Raw genomic sequence first — 26087 nt, forward strand, 5'->3', positions numbered from 1 at the left:
TTATATCTATCCGGGCAAGCGCTTAGAGCTTATCAAGATTACTTTGCGCCTGGCGTGAACTGGTTGAGTTCGGGTAGGCGGAAATCACTTGCTGGTAGTATTTCTTCGCGTCTTCTGTTTTCTTGCTTCGCTCGGCAATGATCCCCAGCTTCAGCAATGCATCAGCACGCTTGTTGGACTTCTCGAAACTGGCAACCGCGGTGAATTGCTCTGCCGCATCAGGTAGCTGGTTCTGTGTGAAGTAAAGCTGCCCAAGCCAGTAGTGCGCATTCGGCTTGTAGCTTGATTCAGGATAGGTAGTAAGGAAACCTTTGAATGCGCTGATCGCACCGGTGTAATCCTTCTCTTTCAAGATCAGGTTCACGGCAGACTCATAGGCTTCGTTTTCACTCACATTACCGGAGTAAACTTCGGTGCTTGCCTTCTCCGATGCTTTTTCTTCAGCTGGCTTCGCTTGCGGCTGACGGCTCAGGGTGTCAATCTCACGGTAGAGTTCACGCTGACGCTCAAGCATCTGGCTAAGATCATAGCTGTTTCTTTCTACGATCCCTCGTAGCTCATCCATTTCGGTTGCCAGCTGATCCAGTTGCCGTTGCATATCCAACTGCACCTGGTTGCGTGCCTCAATCATCCTTTCCAGACGTTCCAGGCTACCGCCCTGCGCACTGTTACCGCTAATTTCAGTAACAGGAGCAGGTGCGGCGACCACCTGGGTCGCCGCACCAACCAGCAACGTAAATGCGAGCTTTCGCATTGTGTTACTGTTCATCGTAATTACCTATTTGGCTTAGTAAACCAGAACCGAACGACGGTTCTTGGCGTAGTCAGCTTCAGTGTGGCCTAGAACTAGAGGCTTTTCTTCACCGTAGCTCACAATTGAGATCTGGCTAGCAGATACGCCTAGCGCCTGAAGGTACTTAGCAACTGCGTTTGCACGGCGCTCACCTAGGGCGATGTTGTACTCTGGCGTACCGCGCTCATCAGCGTGGCCTTCAACAATCACTTTAACTTCCATGTTATCACGAAGGTATTCAGCGTGTGCAGTTAGCATGTCCTGGTAGTCAGGCTGAATTTCAGCGTTGTCAAACTTGAAGTAAACAGTTTGCTCTTGACGTAGCTGCTGGCTGCGTAGCTCCTGCTCAGATAGTACTGGCTCTTGCTCAACAGGAGATGTTACTACAGTAGACTGTTCAGTTGTTGAACCGGTGTTGGTCTCTGACGCCGCTGAGCTATCAGTGCTTTCGCTTGAGCTACATGCCGCTAGAGTGAACATTGGCAGCGCAATTGCCAAACCCTTTAAAACTTTGTTCAGTTGCATTTTATTTTCCTTTTTTATTACTAGTTACTGCTAACTTACAAGAAAGGTCCCCAAGCTGGAGCCCTCACCCGCCCGTTAGTAGCAGGTAATCTTGCTTTAAATCGCCCATCAATCGACACTAGGGACAACTCGTTAGACTTGTTATTGACCGAGCTGTAAATCACCATGCCGCCATTTGGCGCAATGCTTGGTGACTCATCCAAAAATGTCTTGGTCAGTACCTGCACGGCATTGGTTTTCAAGTCTTGTTTGGCAATGTTGTAGCCGGACTCAGACCTATTGACCATAATCAGGAACCGACCGTCAGGCGTCAATTGACCACCGAGGTTCTGACTTCCTTGCCAAGTCAGGCGCTTAGTCGAACCGTCAGCTAAATTTACTCTATATATCTGTGGGTTACCACCTCTGTCTGAGGTAAATATCAAAGAGTCACCGCTCGGATCCCAAAATGCCTCGGTATTGTTCGCGCGACCACGGGTGATCTGCTTCAATTCCTTGGTTTCCAGGTCTTTAATGTAGATCTGCAAGCTACCACTCTTCGACAGTACTATCGCCAGCTTCTTGCCGTCTGGCGAAAAACGCGGGTTACCGTTGTGACGAGGAAAAGAGGTCACCATTTCACGGGTACCCTTGTAGATATCCATGATAAAAATCTGCGCCTGCTGGTTTTCAAAGCTCACGTATGCCAGCTTGCTACCATCCGGTGACCATGACGGTGACATCAATGGCTGCTGGGATTTCAATACAAGGCGCTCGTTAAAACCATCATAATCGGCAATACGCAATTGGTAAGGGTACTGTGCCTTATCATCAATCACCACATAGGCAATACGCGTAAGGAACGCCCCTTTCTCACCGGTCAGCTTCTCGTAGACAAGATCCGAGATACGATGGGCATACATACGCAGCTGTGACTTTGTCGAGGTAAAAGTTTTAGCTATCAGTACATGATCCTTTGTCAGCACCAGCTCACCATTTTCCAAACCGCGGCTCTGACCGCTGGTGAGCTGACCACGCACCACGTCAATCAATTGGTATTTAACGACATAGTTGCCCTGCTCGTTCATGGCGACTGTACCTGTCACCAGGGCATCGACGCCCATTGACGTCCAGGCGTTATAATCCACTTCCGTATCGATGGAAGGGGTTTGCGGCATATTACTGGTCGATACCGGCGAAAACTTACCGCTTCGACGCAAGTCAGAAGCAATGACTGCCGAAATATCAGTCGGCATTTTGCCGGCACCTTCCCACTTAAAAGGTACGACCCCGATAGGACGGGCAGAGTCTACCCCTTCGGTGATCACCAATTCCAACTCTGCATGTGCGATTTGGCTGAAACTCAACAGAGCCACGCACAAACCCATTAACCAACGTTTCATCATTACTCCTTCCTTATTGCGGGCTTACTGTTAGTCTGATATTGCGAAGCTGCTCAACAACGGCTGGATCTTCCGGCATCGGGAACTGGCTAACCTTCACCACCGCGGCTTTCGCTGCGCGGCATACGGCACTATCACCACTATCTTCCGATGCATCAAGCACCAAGCCATTGCTCGACAAACGCATACGGATCACACACTCTTTGCCGATAAAGTTTTGCTCTACCAACAAGTTTTGCTGAATCATCTGGGTATAGATGGCTCCGTAGCGTTGGGTTTCGTCCGCCACAAACTGGCCGCGGGCACCGCCACGCTGCTCAGACTCAGCTTCAAGACCTGCGAACATATCATTCAGTGCCGCTTCCTGCTGGCGCTGTTGTTCACGGGCCTCGGCCGCTTTACGTTCGGCTTCCTTACGGGCAGCCTCCGCTTTGCGGGCTTCTTCTTCGGCTTTCTTCTTGGCAGCGATCTGTGCCTGGCGTTCTGCTTCTGCTTTTGCCGCAGCAGCCTCTGCCTGGCGTTTCGCTTCTTCTGCTTTACGCTGCTCAGCGACTTGACGCTGGCGCTCCTGCTCAGCTTTTTTGGCTGCTTCCTGTTTCGCTTTACGCTCAGCTTCAGCCTTGGCAGCTTGCTCACGCGCTACACGTGCTGCTTCATCCGCTTTACGCTTCTCTTCCGCCGCTTTTGCTCGCTCGGCCGCTACGCGCTTGCGCTCTTGCTCGGCTTCACGGGCTTCTTTTTCCGCTTTCAGCTTATCCGCCTTAAGTTGGCGCAAACGCTGCTCTTCTTCCTGACGCATCTTCTCCAATGCATCGGCTTGCTGCTCCAAACGCTTCAACCTATCTTGCTCTGCAGCTTTTGCTGCTTCACGTTGCTGGCGAATGCGCTGTGCCTGCTGGTTCACCAAAGCCGGATCGACCACCACCGCCTGAACGATGTTTCCCGATGGCTTAGGTTTTGTCATGATGAAATCCGTTCCCCACAACAACATAGCGACCAGTGAACCATGCATAAGTAACGAAATAATGAAGGCAGCACTGTATTCTCTTTTCTTCATCCTGCCTGCCTGCTTATTGCTCTAGAGGTTCAGTCATCAGACCTACTGATCCAACACCAGCCTGATTTAGGGCATCGAGGGTCTCGATGATATAAGCATACGGTGCACGCGCATCACCACCAACCAGCACGGCGGACTCAGGATTAAGCTGCAACTCGGCACGAACACGAGTAAGTATGTCGTTAAGACCCAGCCCACGTTGCATATCCTGATCATCAACACTGATCCCTAGGTGACCGTCTTGGTCAACTTCAACAATAATCGGTGGCTTTTCGTTATTTTCACCAACCAGCTCTGCTGCCGTCTTAGCCGTTGTAGTGCTCGGCAAATCAACATCAACGCCCTGAGTAATAAAGGGAGCGGTTACCATAAAGATGATCAGCAAAACGAACATCACGTCGATATAGGGAACAATGTTTATCTCACAAGTAACCTTGCGTTTTTTCGGTTGATAAGACATTGCCTTTACTCCTGCTGAGCAGCAAATGCCTGGCGGTGCAGGATGCTAGAAAACTCTTCCATAAACGTGGCGTAAGAGTGCTCGAGCTTGGCCACCTGGTTGGTCAGCTTGTTAAAGAAAATAACAGCCGGGATCGCCGCGAACAGGCCAATTGCTGTTGCAATCAGAGATTCTGCGATACCCGGAGCAACCATGGCAAGCGTGGCCTGCTTCACCGCACCAAGCGCGATAAAGGCGTGCATAACACCCCACACCGTACCGAACAGGCCGATATATGGACTGATAGAACCGACGGTCGCCAAAAATGGCAGGTTGGTTTCAAGCTCTTCCACTTCACGAGACATGGCAACGCGCATCGCACGCCCGGTCCCTTCCATCACCGCTTCCGGGGCTTTGCCGTTGTTACGGTGCAAACGAGCGAATTCTTTAAAACCCGCATGAAAAATTTGTTCGGTACCGGTCAGGTTGTCTTTGCGCGCTTCTACCTCTTGGTAAAGCTGCGATAAATCGACCCCAGACCAGAAACGGTCTTCGAAGCGTTCTACATTGGTTTTGGCCCGTGACAAGACCTGGGAACGCTTGATGATCATGGTCCATGATGCAACGGACATACACATCAAAATGATTACAACGACCTTACCTAGCAGACTCGCCTGAAGGAAAAGATCTAAAATCGAAAGTTCAGTCACTTAGTTATCTCCGATAAAATATGTTCTGGGATCTTGATAGGTTTCAACGTATCGGGGTGGACACAGGCTACCTGAATCGATGCGCTACACAAGGTTTGCCCGCTAGTGTTAACTAAAACCTGACAAAATTCGATTGAAGCCCGGCGTATAGTATTAGGCCAGGTTCTTACAACAAGTTGATCATCCAATTTGGCGCCTTTGAGGTAGTCGACCTCTAAATGACGCACAACAAAACTGACTTTTTCGGCGAACAAGTCGTTAAGACTGACACCGACAGAGCGGAAGAGTTCCGTCCTCGCCCGCTCGAAAAACTTAATATAGTTAGCATGATAAACAAGGCCACCTACGTCAGTGTCTTCGTAGTAGACCCTGATCGGCCATTCAAACGGATGCTCTTCGGTCATTATCATTCCAACCTTGGTGTTCGTGTGCCAATGTATTTAGGCTTTTACTCAAGGGCTTACTATACCTAACTTGGCTACCAGATTGGAATCATGCATTAACAGTTAACCGTCAGAGTTTTACTTTTTGATGATCTTGTCACTGCCTGTACTTCCCTATCCACTTCCTAACCGGTGGCATTTTATCCAGATATAAAAAAACAGCCCATTACTCAATTGCAATGGGCTGTTTCAATTGTATGTTTTTGTATCAGCGTAAACAGTTTGAAATCAGTTTGTTACGCCAAACGCAAAAACAAAATGTAAGCCAAGATAGGCAACGAGATATACGGGGTGAAAAACACCTGCCAGTACCAGCGGCGAGGGACAAAACCCACGCCGAAGACCATGGCTGCACACGTTGCCCAAATCAGGGCTGGCGAGATGACCGGTCCGAATCCGCCAATCGCCTGGGCGAAGAGTGTGGGCTCCCACACCACCAGTCCTGCCGATGCCATCGACATCAGCAGTGACGCTACGCGCAGCAGACCGAAGTCCACCCACTGGTGGGCACGCTTCACCCAGTGATCGAGGTTACTCACCGGTATCCTCTTTATCCATATTTTCTGTCGCTTCAAGCCACAGCGCGTTGATGATACCGAATGAGCAAGCAAGTAGCACACCCAGGATCCAAGCGAAATACCACATAGTCTGTCTCCTTAGTACAGTGAGTTCTTGTTGTCTTCGATATATTGAGTATCAAGACGGCCAAACATCTTGTAGTAACACCAAGAGGTGTACGCCAGGATAATCGGAACCATCACAGCGGCAACACCGGTCATGATGTTCAGGGTTAGCTCAGAAGACGTTGCATCCCACATGGTCAAGCTGTGGTTTGGAACCAGGCTTGAAGGCATGATGAACGGGAACAATGCAAAGCCAGCAGTCAAAATCACACCCGCCATCGTTAGGCTAGAAGTGATAAATGCCAGTGCGCCGCGGTTGGCACGAGAACACAATACAGTCAGTACAGGCATCGCTACCGCTAGCGCCGGTGCAATCCACAACAGTGGGTAAGCATCAAAGTTAGCAAATAGAGCACCGCTCTGGCGCATGACTTCTTTAGTCAGCGGGTTAGAAGGCGCGTTAGTCGCGATTTCAGAGGTCACGATGTAGCCTTCGATGCTCTGAGCCCAGATACCAGCGATAGCAAAACATACCGCCGTACCTACTGAGGTTAGCATTGCTACACGGCGAGCGCGCTCGCGGATAGCGTCAGTGGTTTTCATCTGCAGGTATGCGGCACCTTGGGTAGTGATCATCAGGATGCTCACGATACCGCACAACAGTGCAAACGGGTTAAGCAGGCCGAAGAATGAACCCTTGTACGTCGGGATCAGGAATTCGTTCAGCTCGAACGGTACACCCTGCATCAGGTTACCGAACGCCACACCGAAGATCACAGGCGGTACAAAGCTACCGACGAAGATCGCTTTATCCCAGGTTTCACGCCACTTTGGATCTTCAATCTTTGAACGGTAGTCGAAACCGATAGGACGTAGCCAAAGCGCCGCCAGCGTGATGATCATGGCGAAGTAAAAACCAGAGAACGCTGTTGCGTAAACCAATGGCCATGCCGCAAACAGTGCACCACCGGCGGTGATCAACCATACCTGGTTACCGTCCCAGTGCGGGGCGATAGAGTTAATCATTACACGGCGTTCGCTGTCTGTCTTACCGATAACTCGGGACAGCACACCGACACCCATGTCAAAACCATCAGTGACTGCGAAGCCGATGCATAGCACACCGATCAGCACCCACCAAATAAATCGCAATACTTCATATTCAAACATTGCTCAACTCTCCCTGATTATGCTTCAACCTGACGCGCAACAACATTCTGTGGTGCATCGGTAGTTTCAAAGTGGTAGCGGCCAGTTTTCAGGCTGCTAGGACCTAGACGAGCAAACTTGATCATCAGGTACAATTCTGCAATCAGGAACACTGTGTACAGCGCAATAATTGCTAGCAAAGAAGTGATGATATCTGATGGTGCCAGGTTAGACACCGCCATTGATACCGGCAGGATCTCACCCACAGCCCATGGCTGGCGGCCGTATTCTGCAACAAACCAGCCCGCTTCTACTGCGATCCAAGGGAGTGGCAGGCCGTAAAGCGCCGCTTTCAGTACCCACTTGTTCTCGGTGATCTTATGACGGCAAGACTGGACGAATGCCGCACCAATAATACCCAGCATCAGGAAGCCACATGCCACCATGATACGGAAGCTCCAGAATAGCGGCCATACAGTTGGGATAGAGTCATCCGCAGCACGGGCGATATCTTCTTCTGTCGCATCAACCACGTTCTCGGCATAAGGCTTAAGTAGGAAGCCGTAACCAAGATCTTTTTTCACCGCATCGAACGCTGCGATGTTTTCAGGCGTCTTGTCACCGGCACGCAGTTTCTCTAGTAGGCCGTAAGCAACCATACCGTTGCGGATACGCACTTCGTGCTCGTCTTTCAGATCACGCAGGCCAGTTACTTCGGTATCGAAAGAACGCGTGGCGATAATACCCATTACGTAAGGGATCTTGATCGCGTAGTCGGTTTCCATGGTTTCCTGGTTTGGAATACCAAACACCGTGAAGGCGGCTGGTGCTTCTTCTGTGTGCCACTCGGCTTCAATCGCCGCTAGCTTAGTTTGCTGAACATCACCTAGCTCGTAACCTGATTCGTCACCCAGAACGATTACAGATAGGATTGACGCCATACCGAACGCTGCTGCAATCGCAAAAGAACGGCGGGCAAAGGCGATATCACGGCCTTTTAGGATGTAGTAAGCACTGATAGCCAGTACGAACATCGCACCTGTTACGTAACCAGACGCTACAGTGTGAACGAATTTCACCTGTGCAACCGGGTTTAGTACCACTTCTGCAAAGCTCACCATTTCCATACGCATGGTTTCGAAGTTGAACTCTGCACCTACAGGATTCTGCATCCAACCATTTGCCACCAGAATCCATAGCGCCGAGAAGTTAGAGCCAAGAGCAACCAACCAAGTAACAGCAAGGTGCTGACGCTTGGATAGACGATCCCAACCAAAGAAGAACAGGCCGACTAGGGTAGATTCAAGGAAGAAAGCGATAAGGGCTTCGATAGCCAACGGCGCACCGAAAATATCACCTACGTAGTGGGAGTAGTATGCCCAGTTAGTACCGAACTGGAACTCCATGGTAAGACCCGTGGAAACACCAAGGGCGAAGTTAATGGCAAAAAGCTTACCCCAGAACTTGGTCATGTCCTTGTAGATTTGCTTTCCGGTCATTACGTAAACCGACTCCATGATGGCTAGTAGGAAAGCCATACCAAGAGTCAATGGGACGAACAAAAAGTGATACATCGCAGTTAATGCGAACTGTAACCGCGATAGTTCGACGATATCAGTGAACATTGAGAACTCCTTCTTTCGCCAGGCTGACTGACGACAGTACAACACAGTGCACTTATGGTTGGGCTTAGCAAAATGTAGCCAAACATCGTCGCAATTTTGTCACCTTCCTGGTTGCCATTATTTGAATAATCAGTGGCATCCCTGATATGTTGCGACACTGTACCAAATTAGTTAATTTGTTGTTAAGCTACAGCTAATAAAGTCATTGCTAATATTACTGGCATTCGTCTTCTGGCTCAATGGATTTATCGCACAATTTGCTTTGATAAATATCAATAAATGCCGCTCAAAGATTAACCACCCGCACCTTGGTTGACTCAGATCAAACTATTGAGTGCCATTTAAACAACTGGCTTTGCGATATTAAAACCCTACTCTTCTAAATCTTGAATGGCCGTATTAATACCACTTCACATTCTGTTTTATCGCTTCATATTCTTGGCGTTTATCCTTAGAAAAAAAATGATTGAACACACGTAAGGTGGTCAATCTATGACCAGAAAATCCTGGTCACTACTGACAAATCAGTAGTTACATGGACTATAAATTGCAAATTTGGATTAGTTTAACTTATGCGAAATTGAAATTTAACTCGCTTTTGGAATAATCAAAAATACCTATAATCAGCACCAGAAACAGATAAGGCCGCCCAGAGAGTAAAAGTCATCTTTTTGGCGGGTTATAGGCTGTTTCCCCAACCATTTTGATTCAGATTGAGGAAGTAGATATGGCTCGTATTTTTGAAAAAATCATTGCGTTATACCAACCAAGCTTTGCCGAAATGTACAAAAGCAGCTGCTAAAAATCGCCCATAAAGCAATCAACTGCTGCAGCGGCTGCCAAATGCACGATATTTTTTTCCTGTGGCTCCCGCTCGACTTGTCACAGAGTTGTAACGATAGAAACAGCGGTTAAACAAAATAACAGTTGTGCTAGGTGCTAAAAATCAAAAACGAGGCCCGATGGCCTCGTTTTTGTTTGGTTCTCATTTCACATTTATTCAAACAGGCTTCGGTGTACTTTCACCACCGCTTTCTTTATTCGTTGCGACGTCCCAACAACACAACCCGGCTTATGGGGCTGGTTCGGTAGAAAAATCGCAAACATTCCCGGCTCTAAAACGACCTCAGACTCGCAATCCACAGGACCGACCAACCAAAAATCATTCTCGGCATCATAAGGGGTTTCAACCGTATGTTGCTCACTTGCCAATGCAAAGCCAATACGTTCATTTCCGGCAATGAGATATTGAATATCCAGGTAATCGCGATGCACTTCATGCAACTTGCTATCAGCACCAGCTGTTTCAAACGCCATCACATTGACAAAGATATTGTCGCCATCAATGTCATAGCGGCCTACGGGAAGCGCTTCTAAGTTGGTTTCAGACAAAAATGCCAAGCTACGGTGGACAGCAGCAGGCAGATAGGAAAATGTCTCTCGCTGATCAATATGGCCAACAATCATAGGTACTCTCTTAAATTAAAGGCCCGGCTTTTACGGCACGGACCTTGAGGGGGAATTGTTTTTGTAACGGTTGTAGCTGAGTTAGATAGTCAGTGCCTTGACCTCTTCATCACTGTGGCTGTTTTTAAACAGCGGTGCGGTGATAAAGCCCACCAGCACAACCACCAAGGTGCCAATCACGCCATAGAAGAAGAAGTTCAGATCTGTGCTTGCACGTACCCACAAGATAGTCGCAACAGCTACCACTACACCTAGCAGTGCACTGTTGGCATTGGCACGGCGTACAAACACACCCAGCATAAACAGACCAGTCATAGGGCCACCCATCAGGCCAATCAGGCTGTTAAAGGCATCCCACAGTTCGCTCTCATTCGACATGATGAGATAGGTAGAGGCAATCACACCGAGCACACCCGCAGTGACTGTCACCAGTCGGCCGACTTTCAGCTTCTGCTCAGGGCTTTTCTCGCCGCCAAATCGGGTATAGACATCTGATGTAAAACACGCCGAGATACTGTTAAGGCTGCTCGAGATACTTGATTGTGATGCCGCAAAAATAGCTGCGATGATCAATCCGGCAATACCTGCAGGCATCTGGGAAATCACGAAGAATGGCAAGATCCCGCCGGTGTTGAAGTTTTCAGGCAGCAACTCTGGATGCTGGTTGTAGTAGGCAAATAGTGCTGCACCGACCGCGAAGAAGAACACTGGGATACAGGCTACCAATTTGGCATTGGTGACCAAGGCTTTTTTCGTTTCCTCAATAGAGTCAGTCACAATGTAGCGCTGTACCACATCCTGGCTGGCTGTAAACTGCTGCAAGCTGGCGAACAGGAAACCAATCATCAGCACGGGAACAGTACTTTCAGACCAGCTCCATGCCATTTTATCAGCCGGGAAGTACTTATCGGCTTCTGCTGACAAACGGAAGATCTCAGTCATACCGCCATCGACATTGAAGCAGATCATCACAAAGATCATAACCGCAGCTGCTGATAGCATGATTCCCTGGATCACATCGGTCCAAATCACGCCTTCGATACCGCCCATGAAGGTATAAACAATACATAGCACACCAATCAGGAAGACAATCGTCAGCGGGCTAATATCAATGAATGGCATCAGCGCTAGCGCAGTCAGGTAAGTGATAATTGCAATACGTCCGATGTGGAACAGCATAAACGACAGGCTGGCAAACAAGCGCATCCGCACATCAAAGCGTTTTTCCAAATATTCGTAAGCAGATGTCAGGTTCAACTTACGGAAAAAAGGAATGTAATAAATAAATACAAACGGCAGGATGATAATCGCAATGTATTGGCCGAGCAGAAAGGTCCAGTCCTCGGTGTAGGCCTTGGCCGGGATCGACATAAAGGTAATGGAACTTAAGGTGGTGGCAAACACACTGATCCCCGCCGCCCAACCGGGGATCCGACCACCGGCTTTAAAATAGTCATCCGCTGACTTCTGTCGTTTAGCGAAATACATTCCCACCATCATGATCGCCGCCAGATAAACCAGCAGGACGATATAGTTTAGGGTTCCAAAAGCATGCATTTCCATGCGCTAGCTCCTCGCAAGAGTGTAGGTTGAGATAAAATGTCTAAATGTTGTTATCTTTGTCTGCAGGATTGTGCCCACAGGGCAGCACCGATCAGTCCGGCATCAGTGCTGCATTTAGCTGGAAGTAATTTGGGCTGGTACACCGCAGGCAATGTAAAGAGAGCCTCTTCTACCAACTCCAGGTAGTTGGTTGCTAGACCAACCCCACCACCGATCACCACAGCATCAAGGTCATTGGTAATGGTGAGATCCGCGATCAGCTGAGCAATGACAGTCGCTGAACGCGTGACAATCTGCTTTGCCGCCTCGTCACCGGCTAGGTATCGCTGATACACGTCCCGCCCCGTACAGCCGGTACCGAAAACCGCACAGCCCTGCTGACCAATCGCCGTTCCGGATGCAATCGCCTCCACACAGCCTCTGCGGCCGCAACCACATACAGGCCCATGAGGATCTGCCAAGGTGTGACCTGCATGTCCGGCAATACCGCGGGCGCCAATTTGCAATTGACCGTCTATCACCAAACCCGCACCAACCCCTGTCGATACAGTAATAAAAGCCATGTTGCTATATTGCCCACCCGTCGCCTGATGTTCGGCCCATGCTGCGGCCTGGGCATCATTAATCACCCGTGTAGGGAGCCCTGTGATAGCTTCTATCTCTGCTTTGAGCGGAAAATGATCCAAGCCGCCCAAATTTAGTGGGTTAAGTGCGGTAAGCAGCCCATCCTGAATGATGCCCGTAGAGGCAACCACCACCTGATCAGCCTGATTGTGAAAAGACGCAAGCAGTGATATCAGATTCTGGCGCAATACCTCTGGAGACTTCTCCGACTGGGTATCAAGTTGCTGACGGGCACTGACTATGCCATCTTTCACCAAAGCAGCAGCCAGCTTCGTTCCACCAAGATCAATTGCTAAGTAAGTCGTCATAAAATGGCCTCTTTTGCCGGTCGCTCAGCCTGTGACACTTCCTGACTAAACCACTGGCAGATATGTTCAATTCGAGTAATCGCTGAACCAACAGTGACACATGACGCGCCCGCCTCAATCGCCTTACGGGCAAGTTGCGGCGAGTTGTAGCGCCCTTCGGCCATTACAAAACAACCAGCCTGATCAAGCTTGGTCACTAAGGCGAAATCAGGCTCGAGCGGTACGGTACCGCCGGTATAGCCAGAGAGGGTCGAGCCAATAACCTCTACACCCAAACGCTGGCTGTTAAGCCCTTCTTCATAAGTGGAGCAATCCGCCATCGCAAGACAGCCAGCCTGCTTGATCGCAGCGACAAGATCTGCAACGGGTACAGGGCGCTGACGCTCAGTCGCATCGATCGCAATGATGTCAGCCCCCGCTTCAGCCAAAGCCACAACATCATCAACAAAAGGCGTAATTCGTACATCACTGTCAGTAAGATCGCGCTTGACGATACCGATAATAGGTACAGATACCGTCGGCCTAACCGCTTTGAGGTTATCGATACCTTCTATCCTTAATGCTGACGCACCGCCCGCCACTGAGGCCTGGGCCATGGCGGCAACAATAGCAGGAGAATCCATTGGGCCACCATCAACTGGTTGGCATGAAGACACAAACCCATGCTTCAGCGTTGCCAGAACAGTATTGTTAACAGTAGAAACTGTCATAAAGCATAACTCCAAGAAACAAAACAAGAGTGAAGTTTTATTTCAATCTACCCACCACGGAGTAAAACTTCAACCGTAAAGATCAAAAAAGGAGATCGACACCACACTTATTCGCTCTAGGCATAAACACCCTTCGATTGCGAACTTATGTTTGTTTGAAATCACCGCGCAATGGAGAAACACTCCAACACTGAAGCGAATTGGCCAAGAATAGCCACCGCAATCAGATACGGCCCGTTTGATTAACAATTTAGGAAGAAACGATGATGGGAAACTTCAACGCTTCCCAAACACCCTTTGCGCAGACCAATACAGCTGCCTTTGGTGGCGGTACCTTGCCGGGTGCTCAGGCCGTTATAATTCAAGGTGACACTATCGTAAGTGTAGTGCCAATAACGCAGGATCCTGCTGAGGGGAAAACAGCAAGCCAAAGCCCTTTTCAATTGGGACAGGCTTGCCATCCAAACATTGTTGGAGAGTTAGGACTCGAGGGCCTTGGTGGTGAGAAGTTTCTTGGCCTGAGCACCATCAACATCGTCTTTGACGAGCAAGGTGTAGACCAAATCCAGTACGAAAAGCTGGGTAATTTTAGTACCTATTGAGTCTCCCTGGAGCTGCCCCTGACGATTGCCGTTCAGCAACACCCAATCAGCATACTTGCAGATCCCCGACTTGGGGTTATGGGTCAAAGCCACCGTACTCGCGCCATTTTCTTTTGCCAGCATCAACGCCTTGGTGGTTTCCAGCGAATTACCAGAATGGCTGATACCAATCGCCAGATCCCCCGGCTGCAGCAATGATGCTTTCATATACATAAAATGGTTATTGGTCAGGGCATCAACATTGTAGCCAATACGCATAAACTTATTTTTGGCATCCTCTGCCGTGATCCCCGATGAACCGACTCCGAAAAAGTAGACAGCACGGGCATCCCTGATCTGCTGGGCAACCGCTTCAAGGGCATCAAAATTGAGTAGGTTCAAGGTTTCGGACAGCACGTTATTGATCGTGGTCTGAAGCTTCTGACCAATAAGTTCGGCACCATCACCTGATGTAATATCGGTATCAAGGATCGACTTGTCACCCTGGTTTTGGTTGGACAGTTCAATAGCCAGATCCATTTTGAAATCTTGAAATCCCTTGAACCCCAACATCCGACAAAAACGGATAATTGTCGCCTCGCCAACATTGACCATCTGCGATAATTCGGCAATGGACAGCTTCGTGACCCCTGCTGGATTGTCCATCACAAACTCAGAAATACGACGGGCCGAAGGCGTCATGCTCTCTTGCATGCTGCCCATCATATCAAGCACTTTTCCTGATTTTACGGGTATGTGATTTGCGGCCATTGTTCCATCCTACGGGGCTTAAACTCATGTATTACTACCAATTCTCCCATTTATCATCACTGTTGTGAAGTAAAGCTCCATCGATATTTCATCAAGTATGCGGACTTCAAGCCAAGTCACTACAATCTAATTGGGATGATACCTTCATCACAATTTCGATGTGCTAAGCCGTTTTCCTGCTTATATCGATTGCTAAATGAAACTTTACTCCATAAGATGACAACCAAACTCCATTATCAACATATTTTTTGAAGTATAACTTCACAGGTGTTTGAACTATGCAAAAACTGACTGGGCTAATCGCCGCTCCTCATACCCCATTTACGGCAAATGGCGACGTTAACTTTACCGCTATTGATCAGATCGCCGCACACCTGATCAAAGATGGTGTAAAAGGCGCATACATCTGTGGCACTACTGGTGAAGGGATCCACTGCTCGGTTGAAGAGCGCAAAGCAATTGCAGAACGCTGGGTGGCAGCTGCCAATGGCCAGCTTAAACTGATCATCCATACCGGCGCGCTCAGCATTGTTGATACTCTAGAGCTTACCCGTCACGCCGACACCTTGGATATCTTTGCAACATCGGCAATTGGTCCATGTTTCTTCAAACCAGGCTCAGTGGCTGATCTGGTAGATTACTGTGAAACCGTCGCGGCAGCTGCCCCGTCAAAAGGTTTCTATTACTACCACTCAGGCATGTCCGGCGTAAATGTGGATATGGAGCAGTTCCTGATCCAGGCAGAGTCACGTATTCCAAACCTTTATGGGTTGAAGTTCAACAGTGGCGACCTATACGAGTACCAGCGTTGTCTCCGTGCTTGCGACGGTAAGTTTGATATTCCGTTCGGTGTTGACGAGCACCTACCGGGCGCACTTGCCGTTGGCGCAACCAGCGCGGTGGGCAGTACCTACAACTACGCCGCTCCCCATTTCAATGCCATCATTGAAGCCTTCCACCAAGGCAAACACCAACAGGTTATCGAGGGAATGGATAGTGTGATTGCACTGATCCGTGTACTGGTCGAATACGGTGGTGTCGCAGCTGGCAAGGCAGCAATGGCGCTTCACGACATTAATGCCGGCAACCCGCGCCTACCACTTAAAGCACTGACTGCTGAGCAAAAAGCAGATGTTGTTGCCAAGATGCAGGCGGCTGGCTTCCTGAAAGCTTAAGCTCTACAGCAAAGCAGAAACGAAAAAGCGAGGCACTGCCTCGCTTTTTACGTATTTACATTATGGTTGGAGTTTATTTACTCTCAGGCACATCAAACCCAAAATGCAGATAGGCCCGATGAGTGGCAATACGGCCACGCGGGGTACGCTGCAGGAAACCCTGCTGGATAAGGTATGGTTCAAGCACATCTTCGATAGTGTCACGCTCTTCACCTATCGCCGCAGCAAGGTTGTCCAAGCCAACCGGCCCGCCCATGAACTTGTCGATAATCGCCATCAGCAGTTTGCGGTCCATGTAGTCAAAACCGCTGCTGTCGACATCGAGCATATCCAAGGCTTTTGCTGCCACATCCGGGCAGATATGGCCATTGCCTTTTACTTCAGCAAAGTCACGCACTCGGCGCAGCAGGCGGTTGGCAATACGCGGCGTGCCACGGGCTCGCATCGCCACTTCCATCGCACCCGCCTCTTCCATAGAAAGGTCAAGACAGTTTGCACTACGCTGGACAATCCCCTTGAGGTCTTCCACCTTGTAATATTCAAGGCGCTGGGTAATACCGAAGCGGTCACGCAACGGCGAAGTCAGCGAGCCGGCACGGGTCGTAGCCCCGATCAGGGTAAAGGGTGGCAGGTCAATCTTGATAGAGCGTGCCGCCGGGCCCTCACCGATCATGATATCCAGCTGGTAGTCTTCCATCGCCGGATACAGCACTTCTTCAACCTGTGGGCTGAGGCGGTGGATTTCATCGATAAACAACACATCGTTTTCTTCCAGGTTGGTCAGCAGCGCTGCCAAATCACCGGCTTTTTCCAACACAGGACCAGAAGTAGTACGAATGCTCACGCCCATTTCATTGGCAACAATGTTGGCCAGTGTGGTTTTACCCAATCCCGGCGGACCAAATATCAGCAAGTGATCCAAAGCTTCGTCACGCAGCTTGGCAGCCTTGATAAAGATTTCCATCTGATCACGGACATGATCCTGCCCCTTATAGTCTTCAAGGAGCTTGGGGCGGATCGCGCGATCAATAATGTCTTCTTCACGCGTGGTCGGGTAATCATTGGCGACCAGTCTGTCTGCTTCTATCATCAAGTCTTACCTACATTCAAAATCAATAAAAACAGCACTTACACCATTGAACGCAGCGCGTCACGGATAATGGCTTCGCTGGTCATCTCTGGCTGGGCCACCTGGGCCACGACTTTAGAGGCTTGCTGAGGCTTGTAGCCAAGGGCAACAAGGGCGCTGACTGCCTCATCTTCGGCGCGAGCTTGAGAAGCTGTGTCCTGTACCGGTGCGTTCGATGCTGCGGTATCAAGCGCCGGGGTGAACAAGTCGCCCTCGCCCCAACCTTTGAGGCGGTCTTTCATTTCGACCACCAAACGCTCGGCCGTCTTCTTGCCGACACCCGGAATCTTCACCAAAGTGGTCACGTCTTCGTTTTCAACACTCAATACGAACTGGCTCGCCGTCATCGCCGATAGGATCGCCAAGCCAAGCTTAGGCCCCACTCCGTTGGCTTTGATCACTTCACGGAAAAGGTCGCGTTCACTTTTCTTATTGAAGCCATACAGCAACTGCGCATCTTCACGCACCACAAAGTGAGTCGAGATAATGGCTTCTTGGCCAACTTCCGGCAGCTCGTAAAAGCAGCTCATCGGCATCTGGACTTCATAGCCCATGCCGTTCACCTCAAGCAATACTCCAGGTGGTTGTTTTTCAATGATGATTCCACGTAGTCGGCCAATCACAGCAAGATCTCTTTTCTATATCCACAAAATTGGCTCTAGGATAGTAAAGAGCTGGATGTATATCCAGCTCTTTTTTCATTTCAAGCACTGCCTTGGAGCCCGGTACTATGCCATCTGCTGGCGCATGCCGACAACCTGGTTGAGGCTTTCGGCCAATGCATTCAGCCGTTCAACCTGCTCGGCCAGCAGCGCTCCCTGCGAGGCCACCGCGTCAGACACCTGATTGGTTTCCACCACACTGCTTGCCACCGCCTGACTGGCACAAGTCAGCTCTCTAAGAGCTTCAACCTGCTGGCTAATATTCTCCGCCAATTGGCTTACATCACCTGAAACACTGCTCACCTGCTCGATGATCCCGCTCAGTTCTGTAGTACTGTTTTCGATCACCGCCTGGCCTTGTGATACCTCTCTTCGGCTGCGCTCCAGCAAGGCGCGAATATCCACCGCGGAGCTGGTACTCTTGGCAGACAGCTCACGAACCTGGTCGGCAACAACGGCAAAGCCCCTGCCCTGCTCACCGGCTCGCGCCGCTTCTATCGCGGCATTGAGTGCCAATAAGTTGGTCTGCTCGGCAACCGAAGTAATGACATCTGCTACCGACATAATCTCATCATTACTGCTAAGAATGCGGGCAATCGCTTCTTTAGATGCTCGCAGGGATTCAGAACTGGTTTCAGCCTGACGGTAGATAGTATCGCTACGCTGTTTCAGCTCGGTCACAAACTGATCGGACGCTTCCATGCCTTGGGTGAGGTGCTTGACCTGCTCACTCATTTGCTCGGCAGCACTGGCCTGAGATTCACAATTTAGGTTAAGAGTGCCTACTTGCTGATGCAATTCGGTCGACTGCTGCTCTATCACAGATGATACATCACTTAATGATGCCGCGTTGCCACTGGCCTGATCTAGCACCTGAGAGAGCTGATTCGCCCCTTGCTTGGCCTGCTCAGCCATTGCCTCACTGGACTGGTAAGCAGACTCAGCCTGAGAAATGGCCTGTTGCCGCTGGCGCGAGGCCCAAGCCTGCGCCATCACAATCACCACCAGAGGTAGTAAAAAGCCTGACCAGGTTTCTACAGCCAATGCAGAGGGGCTAAGTTCAACGTTAGGGAAACTCTGACCCACCAAGTGACTGTTGACCATCCATGCAGATACCACCACCACTAGCAGTGACCAAGCGGTAGCCATGAAGAGCCTGGCCGATAAATAAAACGCCACAATCAATAGCGGTAACCAGAAGGCTTGAGTAGATTCTACGATACCGCCGGTTTGGTAAATGATGTTAACCGCATGGATCACCATGCCGAGAAAACCGACGTTCAACGCCGCTTCCGCTTGCTTGCTCAATCGAAAGATGATGCCGGCCAGACACTCCAGTACCACCAGCAACACAGAAGTCATCACCAGCGCACTGTGATCGTGGCTATACCACTTGAACAGGCTATATATGCCGACAAAGAAAGAAGTGAGGGTAAAAAATAAGAATGTATCGACGTAGCGTGCGCCCTCGCCCTGCCAACTTGCGTTTGTCGGCAAAAACAGCGCGCGCCAAATAGCCAATGGCGTCATGGAATCCGTTCCTTGTTCTATCTAGATTATTATTGTCAGGTATGTTCGAGCTTGCTCGACAGCGAGCACCATCACAAGGTCATATGACCTCTGACCAATATATGCCAAGAAACAATATCGCAACAAAATAAAAAAGCAGCCAAAGACTGCTTTTTTGATCAATCACTCATTATGCATATATCTTCGTGACGATATAACACTTTGTAATAATGGCAATTATCTATAACGTCCACGACGAGCACCGCGGGCTTGCCCCGCCATCGCCACCAAGGTTTTGTGGGTATGGGCATGGCAGATTGCCACCGCCAAGGCATCGGCGGCATCGGCTTGTGGTTTACCCGGTAGCTTAAGCACTGAACAAACCATGTGCTGTACCTGAGCCTTGTCTGCCCCGCCGGTACCTACCACTGCCTGCTTAATCAAACGGGCAGCATATTCGTTAACCGGCAAGTCGGCATTCACCGCCGCAACAATGGCACTGCCTCGGGCCTGACCCAATTTCAGTGCCGAGCTGGCATTCTTGCCCATGAAGACTTCTTCGATAGCAAATACATCGGGTTGGAACTGGGTGATGACCTCGCTCACCCCGGCATAGATTTGCTTGAGGCGGCCGGGGATATCCTCGACAGAAGTGCGGATACAACCACTGCCGAGATATTCCAAGTGCCGGCCAACTTGGCGGATCACACCGTAGCCGGTGATCCTTGAGCCAGGGTCGATCCCCAAAATAATAGACATACTCGTGAGGCGTTACAGCTGAGCCGCAACCTCATCAGAAATATCACCGTTATGGTACACTTCCTGGACATCATCCTGATCTTCCAATGCATCAATCAGGCGCAGTAGTTTCGGTGCCGTGTCGGCATCCAACTCTGCTTTAGTAGACGGCACCAAAGTAACTTCGGCGTTCTGGGCTTCAAAGCCAGCTGCATCCAAAGCATCTTTTACCGGGCCGAAATCGGCAGGTGCAGTGTAGACATCGATAGAACCGTCATCGTTGGTTTCGACATCATCCGCGCCGCCTTCCAAGGCCGCTTCCATCACGGCATCTTCATCAAGACCCGCCGCGTATGAGATAACCCCTTTCTTGTCGAACAGGTAGTTAACACTGCCATCGGTGCCCAAGTTACCACCGGCTTTCGAGAACGCATGGCGAACACCCGATACAGTGCGGTTACGGTTGTCAGTCATACACTCAACCATTACTGCTGTACCACCCGGCCCGTAACCTTCGTAGATCACGGTTTCCATGTTGTCGTCGCCCTCACCGCCAGCACCACGGCTGACAGCACGGTTGACCGTATCACGGGTCATGTTGTTTGACAGTGCTTTATCGATTGCCGCACGCAGGCGTGGGTTGTTTTCAATCTCACCACCGCCTTCTTTTGCCGCCACGACGATCTCACGGATCAGCTTGGTGAAAATTTTACCGCGCTTGGCGTCCTGTGCCGCCTTACGGTGTCGAATGTTGGCCCATTTACTATGACCTGCCATATCACTCTCCAATTTATTGCTCGCCAAGTGGCGAGTGTTCCACAAATAACCAACCTAAAAATATTTTGATAAGTGCCGGAGCCGGCTTGCAAGTAAAGGTTGGGAAAATCTAGCCCTAAAACAAAGACTGGCCTTTCGGCCAGTCTTAATCAAGGTTGTTGCTTACTCTTGCTCAGCGCTTTCTTCTTTCGCCAAGTTGACGGCAATCGCCAGCTCTTCAAGCGCGGCTGGGTTAGCCAGGCTCGGTGCGTCAGTCAGAAGACATGCTGCTGCCGTTGTTTTCGGGAAGGCAATCACGTCACGGATGTTTTCCGTACCGCAAAGTAGCATCACCAAGCGGTCCAGGCCGAATGCCAGGCCCGCGTGCGGTGGTGTACCGAACTTCAGTGCATCCAGTAGGAAGCCAAACTTCAGCTGCTGCTCTTCTGCATCAATACCAAGAAGGTCGAATACTGCAGACTGCATTTCAGCGTTGTGAATACGTACAGAACCACCACCAACTTCGTAGCCGTTGATAACCATGTCGTAGGCGTTAGAGTTCGTCGCTGCTGGGTTCGCCTTCAGCTCTTCTGGGCTCACGCCTAGAGGAGAAGTGAATGGGTGGTGCATCGCGTGCAGGTTGCCTTCGTCGTCTTCCTCGAACATTGGGAAGTCAACCACCCATAGCGGTGCCCAAGCATTCGTATCCGTCAGCTCAAGATCAGTACCTAGCTTCAGACGAAGTGCACCCATTGCTTCTTCAACAATACGCTTCTTGTCTGCGCCGAACAGGATGATGTCGCCAGACTCAGCCTGAGTACGGTCAAGTAGCTGTGCAACCACTTCTTCGTTCAGGAACTTAGCCACTGGAGACTGAACACCTTCGAAGCCTGCTTCGCGGTCGTTCACCTTCATCCATGCCAAGCCTTTCGCACCGTAGATGCCAACGAACTTGGTGTACTCGTCGATTTGCTTACGTGTTAGCTTAGCGCCACCCGGTACGCGGATAACTGCCACACGGCCTTTCTCGTCGTTTGCTGGGCCAGAGAACACTTTGAAGTCAACATCTTTCAGGATGTCGGCAACGTCTACTAGCTCAAGCGGGTTACGCAGATCTGGCTTGTCAGAGCCGAAACGGCGCATTGCTTCTTCGAATGGCATGATTGGGAACGTGCCTAGGTCTACGTTTAGTAGCTCTTGCCACATTTCAGTGATCATGCGCTCAGTCACGCCACGTACCTGCTCGGCAGACATGAATGAGGTTTCGATATCGATCTGGGTGAATTCTGGCTGACGGTCAGCACGTAGGTCTTCGTCACGGAAGCACTTAACGATCTGGTAGTAACGATCGAAGCCAGACATCATCAGCAGCTGCTTAAATAGCTGAGGTGACTGAGGCAGAGCGTAGAAACTACCTTTGTGAACACGGCTTGGTACCAAGTAGTCACGTGCACCTTCTGGTGTCGCTTTGGTCAGTACTGGCGTTTCGATATCCAGGAAGTCGTTGCTGTCTAGGAAACGACGAACAAAGCTTGATGCTTTTGCACGTAGCTTGATGCGATCGCTCATTTCTGGGCGACGTAGGTCTAGGTAACGGTACTTAAGGCGCTGCTCTTCAGTGTTCTTCTGGTTGAAGTCTAGCGGTAGCACGTCTGAACGGTTGATGATTTCCAGGCCAGTTGCCAGGATTTCAACTTCACCAGTTGCCATGTCTTTGTTTACCTGGCTTTCTGGGCGTACACGTACTTCACCAGTTAGGCGAATACAGAATTCGTTGCGCAGTTGGTTAGCGATCTCGAATACATCTTTCATATCCGGATCAACAACAACCTGAACAATACCTTCACGATCTCGCATATCAATGAAGATAAGACCGCCTAAATCACGGCGACGGTTAACCCAGCCGCATAACTCTACTGTTTGCCCTGCTATGGACTTGTTCAGGTGACCACAATATTGGGTGCGCATATGAAATTCCCGATCTGTTTACTAACTTTCCTGTGCGTATGGCACTGCCCGAGGCAGACAGCCATACACAAACTGAATCCTTCCCGGCCATTTTGGTTAAACATCGCGCAACTATCGCGCTCAGTCAGGCCGAGAGACAAAAATAACGAGGCATTATATACCCAAGCGCCTTCAACATACATGATCCACGAGAATTAATTGGCAATCCGCCTCACCCGAAAACACTTGAGCTGGCAGCTTGTCGCAGACGTAGCACTTTATATGTAGAAAATGCAGGGGAAATAAAGCGAAATACCACTTTAGGGAAAAGTGCCTAATGAGATCAAGGAAAAATCCGAAATCAATGGCTTAAAAGATTGACCTGGCACTCAAACCCTATACACAATGGCCAGTAAACACAGCTAGGAAGCCTCGCTATGCCCGCAAATCAAGCTAACCTCCCTGTTCGCCTCGGCCTTGCCATGTGGTCCCATAACCACTGGCAGCAAAGCTTATATGGCAGCGGCTGCAAAGCAGGCGACAGACTGGCAAGGTATGCCGAGATTTTTCATACCGTCGAGGGCAACACCACCTTCTATGCCACACCGGGGATCCCGACAGTTAAAAAATGGCATGACGCCACGGGTGATGACTTCCGGTTCACCTTCAAGCTGCCGCAAGCCATTACCCACCAAAACCAGTTAGTGCATTGCGATCAGCTGCTGGCCGACTTCTTTACCACCATGGCCCCGCTCGAAGGTAAAATCGGGTTATGGAAAGTCCAGCTACCAGCCCAGTTCGGTCCGGCCGCACTGCCTGCTCTAAAGAAGTTTCTCCAAAGGCTGCCTGCCAACTATCCCATTGGGGTTGAGGTGCGCCATCCGGCATTCTTTGCCAAGGGTGAAGAAGAAAAACAGCTAAACCGCCTGCTCATCGAACACGGCGCCAACCGCATTATTATGGATAGCCGCCCGGTGTTTGCCGCACCGCCGACAACAGAGGCTGTGATCGACGCCCACCAAAAAAAACCAAAGGTCCCGGTCCATGCTATCGCAACGGCCACCAGCCCGATGATCCGTTTTATCGGCCATCCCATTGATGCCAGCAACGACGCCTTCTTTGCCAACTGGCTGGTCCGCTTGCCCCAGTGGCTGCGCGACGGCAAACAGCCTTACCTGTTCATCCACACCCCGGACAACAATCACGCCCCGGAGCTGGCAACAAGGCTGTATCGCTTGCTGCAGAAAAAAGCCGCCGATGCCAACCTGCCAGATGTCGAGCTGCCGAAGGCCGAGCCAGATCCGCAGATAAACTTGATATAGCCGGGCTGGTTAGTGCTATGGTGTTCTGGTGTTTTGTAAGAGGTAGGAATTGGGCAAGCAATACGCAATCATTAAACGTAAATCGAAATTGGACAGAAATGAGTTACCAAGGTTGCTAATTTAGTAATATACGAATAACTATAGGTATTGGAAAATCGCTTGGAGGGGGCCATTTCCTAGTGTGACTTTATATATCATAATCGAACAGCTTTGTTAGCAGTCAGTCTAGTGCTTAACATAGGAGACAACTAGACACGATAGTATCTATACCTGTTGGTTCGTAGGTGGCTATCTACCTTTTACTTGAATCAACAAACAAATTAGGATTAAAGCGATGCCACTCCATCCAAGCATTGGCATCGACTCGCCAACCACCACCACTGCCAAAGCTGCTGCTACAACAGGTTCAAAAAGTGTAATCAAACTTGCACTACTGGCTGTTACAAACCTTAGGCCAAATCCATAAGCAATATAACCCAACCCCATTGGAATCAACGCCATATAGCCAACTACCAGAATATTGGTTGTTGATGCAAAAAGATTATCTCCAGTAACCAAAAGTGTTGGGAGCAAAATTAACGAACCAAAACCAAAAATACTGCCTAAAGCCGATTGGGATTGGACACCCTGTTCAATCATTGTCTTAGCAATCCACGAATAGACGGCATAACACAAACCCGCAATAAAACCCAACAAGATGCCAATCAGTCTCAAGTCATTAACTGTATGGGTTGCAGGTGACTCAGAGAAAACCAACAACATGATGCCTGCAATTCCGACAGAGAAGCTTAGCAACCATTTTTTCGTGATTCTTTGATCTTTGCTAAATAGACACTCAAGTATGGCCGCAAAAAACGGTGCTGTGGCAATAGAAATTACGGTACCAATTGCGACACCAGCCAGCCTCATCGAAGAATAAAATGCTAATGGATAGGCAGCCAAAGCGATTGCGCTAATCGCTAATTTTCTCTTGTGAATCAGAATCTTTTTGAAATCATTTAGCAATTGTTTGCGAGATAGTGCGGCTTGAAAAAGCCCACCAACACCCATTGAAAAAGCGCCTATTGCTAGAGAGCTAATATCTGGAGCTAAACTAGCGACTGTACCTGTAGTACCCCATAAGACTGAGGCAAACAGTATCGAGAAAATGCCAAGCTGATAGGAAGTATAGCGACTGTACAACATAAATATATCTACCGAAAAACTCATAACAAGGCAGAGATTTTAGGCGATCAATCACATCATGTTTTTGCTAAAAGGACGCAATAGTTGCTTAAGTAGACGAACTCAAGAGCGTGCAAACTCCCTTGGAGACATTCCATAGTGGGCGGAAAAGCGTCGGCTAAAAGCTGAAAGGTCGCTGTATCCTACTCGCTCAGCTACCCACTGCACAGGTAAGTCGGTATGGGTTAGCAGTGCCTTAGCCTTCTCCATACGTTGCTCAGTGATGTATTTGAGTACACTCATCCCTATGTTTTCTTTGAAGAGCTTCTTGAACTGAGTTGGGCTAAGATACGCAATCTTAGCAAGCGACTGAATGGTTAGAGGCTCGGCTAACTGTTCACTGATCATCACCTGCACTGCTCGAATCCGTGGATCGTTAGTTCGAGATAACTCTTGTTGTCCCAGCAATAAGGTGAAGATACTTACCATAGATGCTTCAATTGCACTATCCACCTGATATTCAAGTTGCTTTTCAACAAAGTGAATAAAGCTCAACAGAGGGGGAGAGGTCGAAAAAACAGCTAGTTCCTCACTGATCAAATGAGAAGGCAGTTCATCAAGATCAGCTACAATGAATCGTGCTGCTTCATCAGCATTAAACCCATGTGCTACACCTTTTGGGATCACCACGCATTCACCGACACTCACCTTACCCAAGAAACCATCCATATCAATATGAATATTACCTTGAATAGGCAGTACCAGCTGATGATAGCTATCGTGAACATGGCGACTAAAGCGCTTTGTGTAAGTACGAATACTTAAACTAGTTTTCATATCAACAACAAGTTAGCAAAAGACAATAACAGGTATTTCCAGCAACTTTCACTCATTACAAAAATTAGGTCAAGCAGA

General features: G+C 49.5%; 26 protein-coding genes. 2 read left to right on the plus strand and 24 right to left on the minus strand.

All coding sequences use genetic code 11. The annotated features are described in order from the left end of the window. Positions 1-22 precede the first annotated feature (22 nt). The 16 genes from ybgF to R2X38_RS16275 all read right to left on the minus strand — a co-directional run bounded on the left by ybgF (position 23) and on the right by R2X38_RS16275 (position 14770). A complete protein-coding gene (ybgF, locus tag R2X38_RS16200; RefSeq protein WP_317523368.1) occupies positions 23-769 on the minus strand; it encodes a tol-pal system protein YbgF in 747 nt (248 codons plus the stop codon). Positions 770-787: 18 nt separating this feature from the next. Then, positions 788-1318, minus strand: a complete 531-nt coding sequence (pal, locus tag R2X38_RS16205) for a peptidoglycan-associated lipoprotein Pal (RefSeq protein ID WP_317523369.1) — start codon at positions 1316-1318, stop codon at positions 788-790. A 35-nt stretch (positions 1319-1353) separates the two neighbouring features. Then, a complete protein-coding gene (gene tolB / locus R2X38_RS16210) occupies positions 1354-2703 on the minus strand; it encodes a Tol-Pal system beta propeller repeat protein TolB (protein ID WP_317523370.1) in 1350 nt (449 codons plus the stop codon). 10 nt (positions 2704-2713) lie between these two features. Then, entirely contained in the window at positions 2714-3757 is a 1044-nt protein-coding gene (tolA, locus tag R2X38_RS16215) for a cell envelope integrity protein TolA (protein WP_317523371.1), read from the minus strand. Positions 3758-3770: 13 nt separating this feature from the next. After that, positions 3771-4217, minus strand: a complete 447-nt coding sequence (gene tolR / locus R2X38_RS16220) for a protein TolR (RefSeq protein ID WP_317523372.1) — start codon at positions 4215-4217, stop codon at positions 3771-3773. Positions 4218-4222: 5 nt separating this feature from the next. Then, positions 4223-4906 carry a protein TolQ gene (gene tolQ / locus R2X38_RS16225; protein WP_317523373.1) on the minus strand — a complete coding sequence of 228 codons (684 nt, stop codon included), beginning with the start codon at positions 4904-4906 and terminating at the stop codon, positions 4223-4225. Beyond that, positions 4903-5310 carry a tol-pal system-associated acyl-CoA thioesterase gene (gene ybgC, locus R2X38_RS16230; protein ID WP_317523374.1) on the minus strand — a complete coding sequence of 136 codons (408 nt, stop codon included), beginning with the start codon at positions 5308-5310 and terminating at the stop codon, positions 4903-4905. The genes tolQ and ybgC overlap by 4 nt, the downstream gene beginning before the upstream one ends. A gap of 275 nt (positions 5311-5585) precedes the next feature. Continuing rightward, positions 5586-5888, minus strand: a complete 303-nt coding sequence (gene ybgE / locus R2X38_RS16235) for a cyd operon protein YbgE (RefSeq protein ID WP_317523375.1) — start codon at positions 5886-5888, stop codon at positions 5586-5588. Then, the gene (cydX, locus tag R2X38_RS16240) at positions 5881-5994 is read right to left on the minus strand and encodes a cytochrome bd-I oxidase subunit CydX (protein WP_317523376.1); all 114 of its coding nucleotides are present in this window, start codon (positions 5992-5994) and stop codon (positions 5881-5883) included. Before cydX ends, ybgE begins: the two co-directional genes overlap by 8 nt. Before the next feature lie 11 nt (positions 5995-6005). After that, positions 6006-7142 (minus strand): cytochrome d ubiquinol oxidase subunit II, encoded by a 1137-nt coding sequence (cydB, locus tag R2X38_RS16245; RefSeq protein ID WP_317523377.1) that lies wholly within the window; start codon positions 7140-7142, stop codon positions 6006-6008. 17 nt (positions 7143-7159) lie between these two features. Beyond that, positions 7160-8746: a cytochrome ubiquinol oxidase subunit I gene (gene cydA, locus R2X38_RS16250; protein WP_317523378.1), complete on the minus strand. Its 1587-nt coding sequence runs from the start codon at positions 8744-8746 to the stop codon at positions 7160-7162. A 996-nt stretch (positions 8747-9742) separates the two neighbouring features. Continuing rightward, entirely contained in the window at positions 9743-10213 is a 471-nt protein-coding gene (gene nanQ / locus R2X38_RS16255) for an N-acetylneuraminate anomerase (RefSeq protein WP_317523379.1), read from the minus strand. Between the two features lie 81 nt (positions 10214-10294). Beyond that, positions 10295-11776 (minus strand): sodium:solute symporter, encoded by a 1482-nt coding sequence (locus R2X38_RS16260; protein WP_317523380.1) that lies wholly within the window; start codon positions 11774-11776, stop codon positions 10295-10297. 50 nt (positions 11777-11826) lie between these two features. Then, positions 11827-12708, minus strand: a complete 882-nt coding sequence (locus R2X38_RS16265; protein WP_317523381.1) for an N-acetylmannosamine kinase — start codon at positions 12706-12708, stop codon at positions 11827-11829. Then, the gene (locus R2X38_RS16270; protein ID WP_317523382.1) at positions 12705-13418 is read right to left on the minus strand and encodes an N-acetylmannosamine-6-phosphate 2-epimerase; all 714 of its coding nucleotides are present in this window, start codon (positions 13416-13418) and stop codon (positions 12705-12707) included. The genes R2X38_RS16265 and R2X38_RS16270 overlap by 4 nt, the downstream gene beginning before the upstream one ends. A gap of 479 nt (positions 13419-13897) precedes the next feature. After that, positions 13898-14770: a MurR/RpiR family transcriptional regulator gene (locus R2X38_RS16275; RefSeq protein WP_317523383.1), complete on the minus strand. Its 873-nt coding sequence runs from the start codon at positions 14768-14770 to the stop codon at positions 13898-13900. A 278-nt stretch (positions 14771-15048) separates the two neighbouring features. On the opposite strand from R2X38_RS16275, the gene R2X38_RS16280 reads away from it, so the two are divergent. After that, positions 15049-15945 (plus strand): dihydrodipicolinate synthase family protein, encoded by an 897-nt coding sequence (locus R2X38_RS16280; RefSeq protein ID WP_317523384.1) that lies wholly within the window; start codon positions 15049-15051, stop codon positions 15943-15945. A 73-nt stretch (positions 15946-16018) separates the two neighbouring features. Here R2X38_RS16280 and ruvB read toward each other — a convergent pair whose 3' ends face one another. The 6 genes from ruvB to aspS all read right to left on the minus strand — a co-directional run bounded on the left by ruvB (position 16019) and on the right by aspS (position 22707). Beyond that, positions 16019-17035 carry a Holliday junction branch migration DNA helicase RuvB gene (gene ruvB, locus R2X38_RS16285; RefSeq protein ID WP_317523385.1) on the minus strand — a complete coding sequence of 339 codons (1017 nt, stop codon included), beginning with the start codon at positions 17033-17035 and terminating at the stop codon, positions 16019-16021. A gap of 38 nt (positions 17036-17073) precedes the next feature. Further along, a complete protein-coding gene (gene ruvA / locus R2X38_RS16290; protein ID WP_317523386.1) occupies positions 17074-17697 on the minus strand; it encodes a Holliday junction branch migration protein RuvA in 624 nt (207 codons plus the stop codon). 105 nt (positions 17698-17802) lie between these two features. Then, positions 17803-19266 (minus strand): methyl-accepting chemotaxis protein, encoded by a 1464-nt coding sequence (locus R2X38_RS16295; protein WP_317523387.1) that lies wholly within the window; start codon positions 19264-19266, stop codon positions 17803-17805. A 216-nt stretch (positions 19267-19482) separates the two neighbouring features. Further along, positions 19483-20004: a crossover junction endodeoxyribonuclease RuvC gene (gene ruvC, locus R2X38_RS16300; protein ID WP_044622848.1), complete on the minus strand. Its 522-nt coding sequence runs from the start codon at positions 20002-20004 to the stop codon at positions 19483-19485. A 12-nt stretch (positions 20005-20016) separates the two neighbouring features. Then, entirely contained in the window at positions 20017-20760 is a 744-nt protein-coding gene (locus tag R2X38_RS16305; RefSeq protein ID WP_317523388.1) for a YebC/PmpR family DNA-binding transcriptional regulator, read from the minus strand. Positions 20761-20922: 162 nt separating this feature from the next. After that, entirely contained in the window at positions 20923-22707 is a 1785-nt protein-coding gene (gene aspS / locus R2X38_RS16310; protein WP_317523389.1) for an aspartate--tRNA ligase, read from the minus strand. 416 nt (positions 22708-23123) lie between these two features. Here aspS and R2X38_RS16315 point away from each other — a divergent pair, with 416 nt between their 5' ends. Continuing rightward, positions 23124-24008 carry a DUF72 domain-containing protein gene (locus R2X38_RS16315; RefSeq protein ID WP_317523390.1) on the plus strand — a complete coding sequence of 295 codons (885 nt, stop codon included), beginning with the start codon at positions 23124-23126 and terminating at the stop codon, positions 24006-24008. A gap of 288 nt (positions 24009-24296) precedes the next feature. On the opposite strand, the gene R2X38_RS16320 is transcribed toward R2X38_RS16315, so the two are convergent. Together R2X38_RS16320 and R2X38_RS16325 are read right to left on the minus strand one after the other, a co-directional pair. After that, positions 24297-25193, minus strand: coding sequence for a DMT family transporter (locus R2X38_RS16320; protein ID WP_317523391.1), 897 nt, complete (start codon positions 25191-25193; stop codon positions 24297-24299). Between the two features lie 102 nt (positions 25194-25295). Next, entirely contained in the window at positions 25296-26009 is a 714-nt protein-coding gene (locus R2X38_RS16325) for an AraC family transcriptional regulator (protein ID WP_317523392.1), read from the minus strand. Between the last annotated feature and the right edge of the window lie 78 nt (positions 26010-26087).

This window comes from Photobacterium rosenbergii (assembly GCF_033022775.1).
Classification (GTDB): Bacteria; Pseudomonadota; Gammaproteobacteria; order Enterobacterales; family Vibrionaceae; genus Photobacterium; species Photobacterium rosenbergii_A.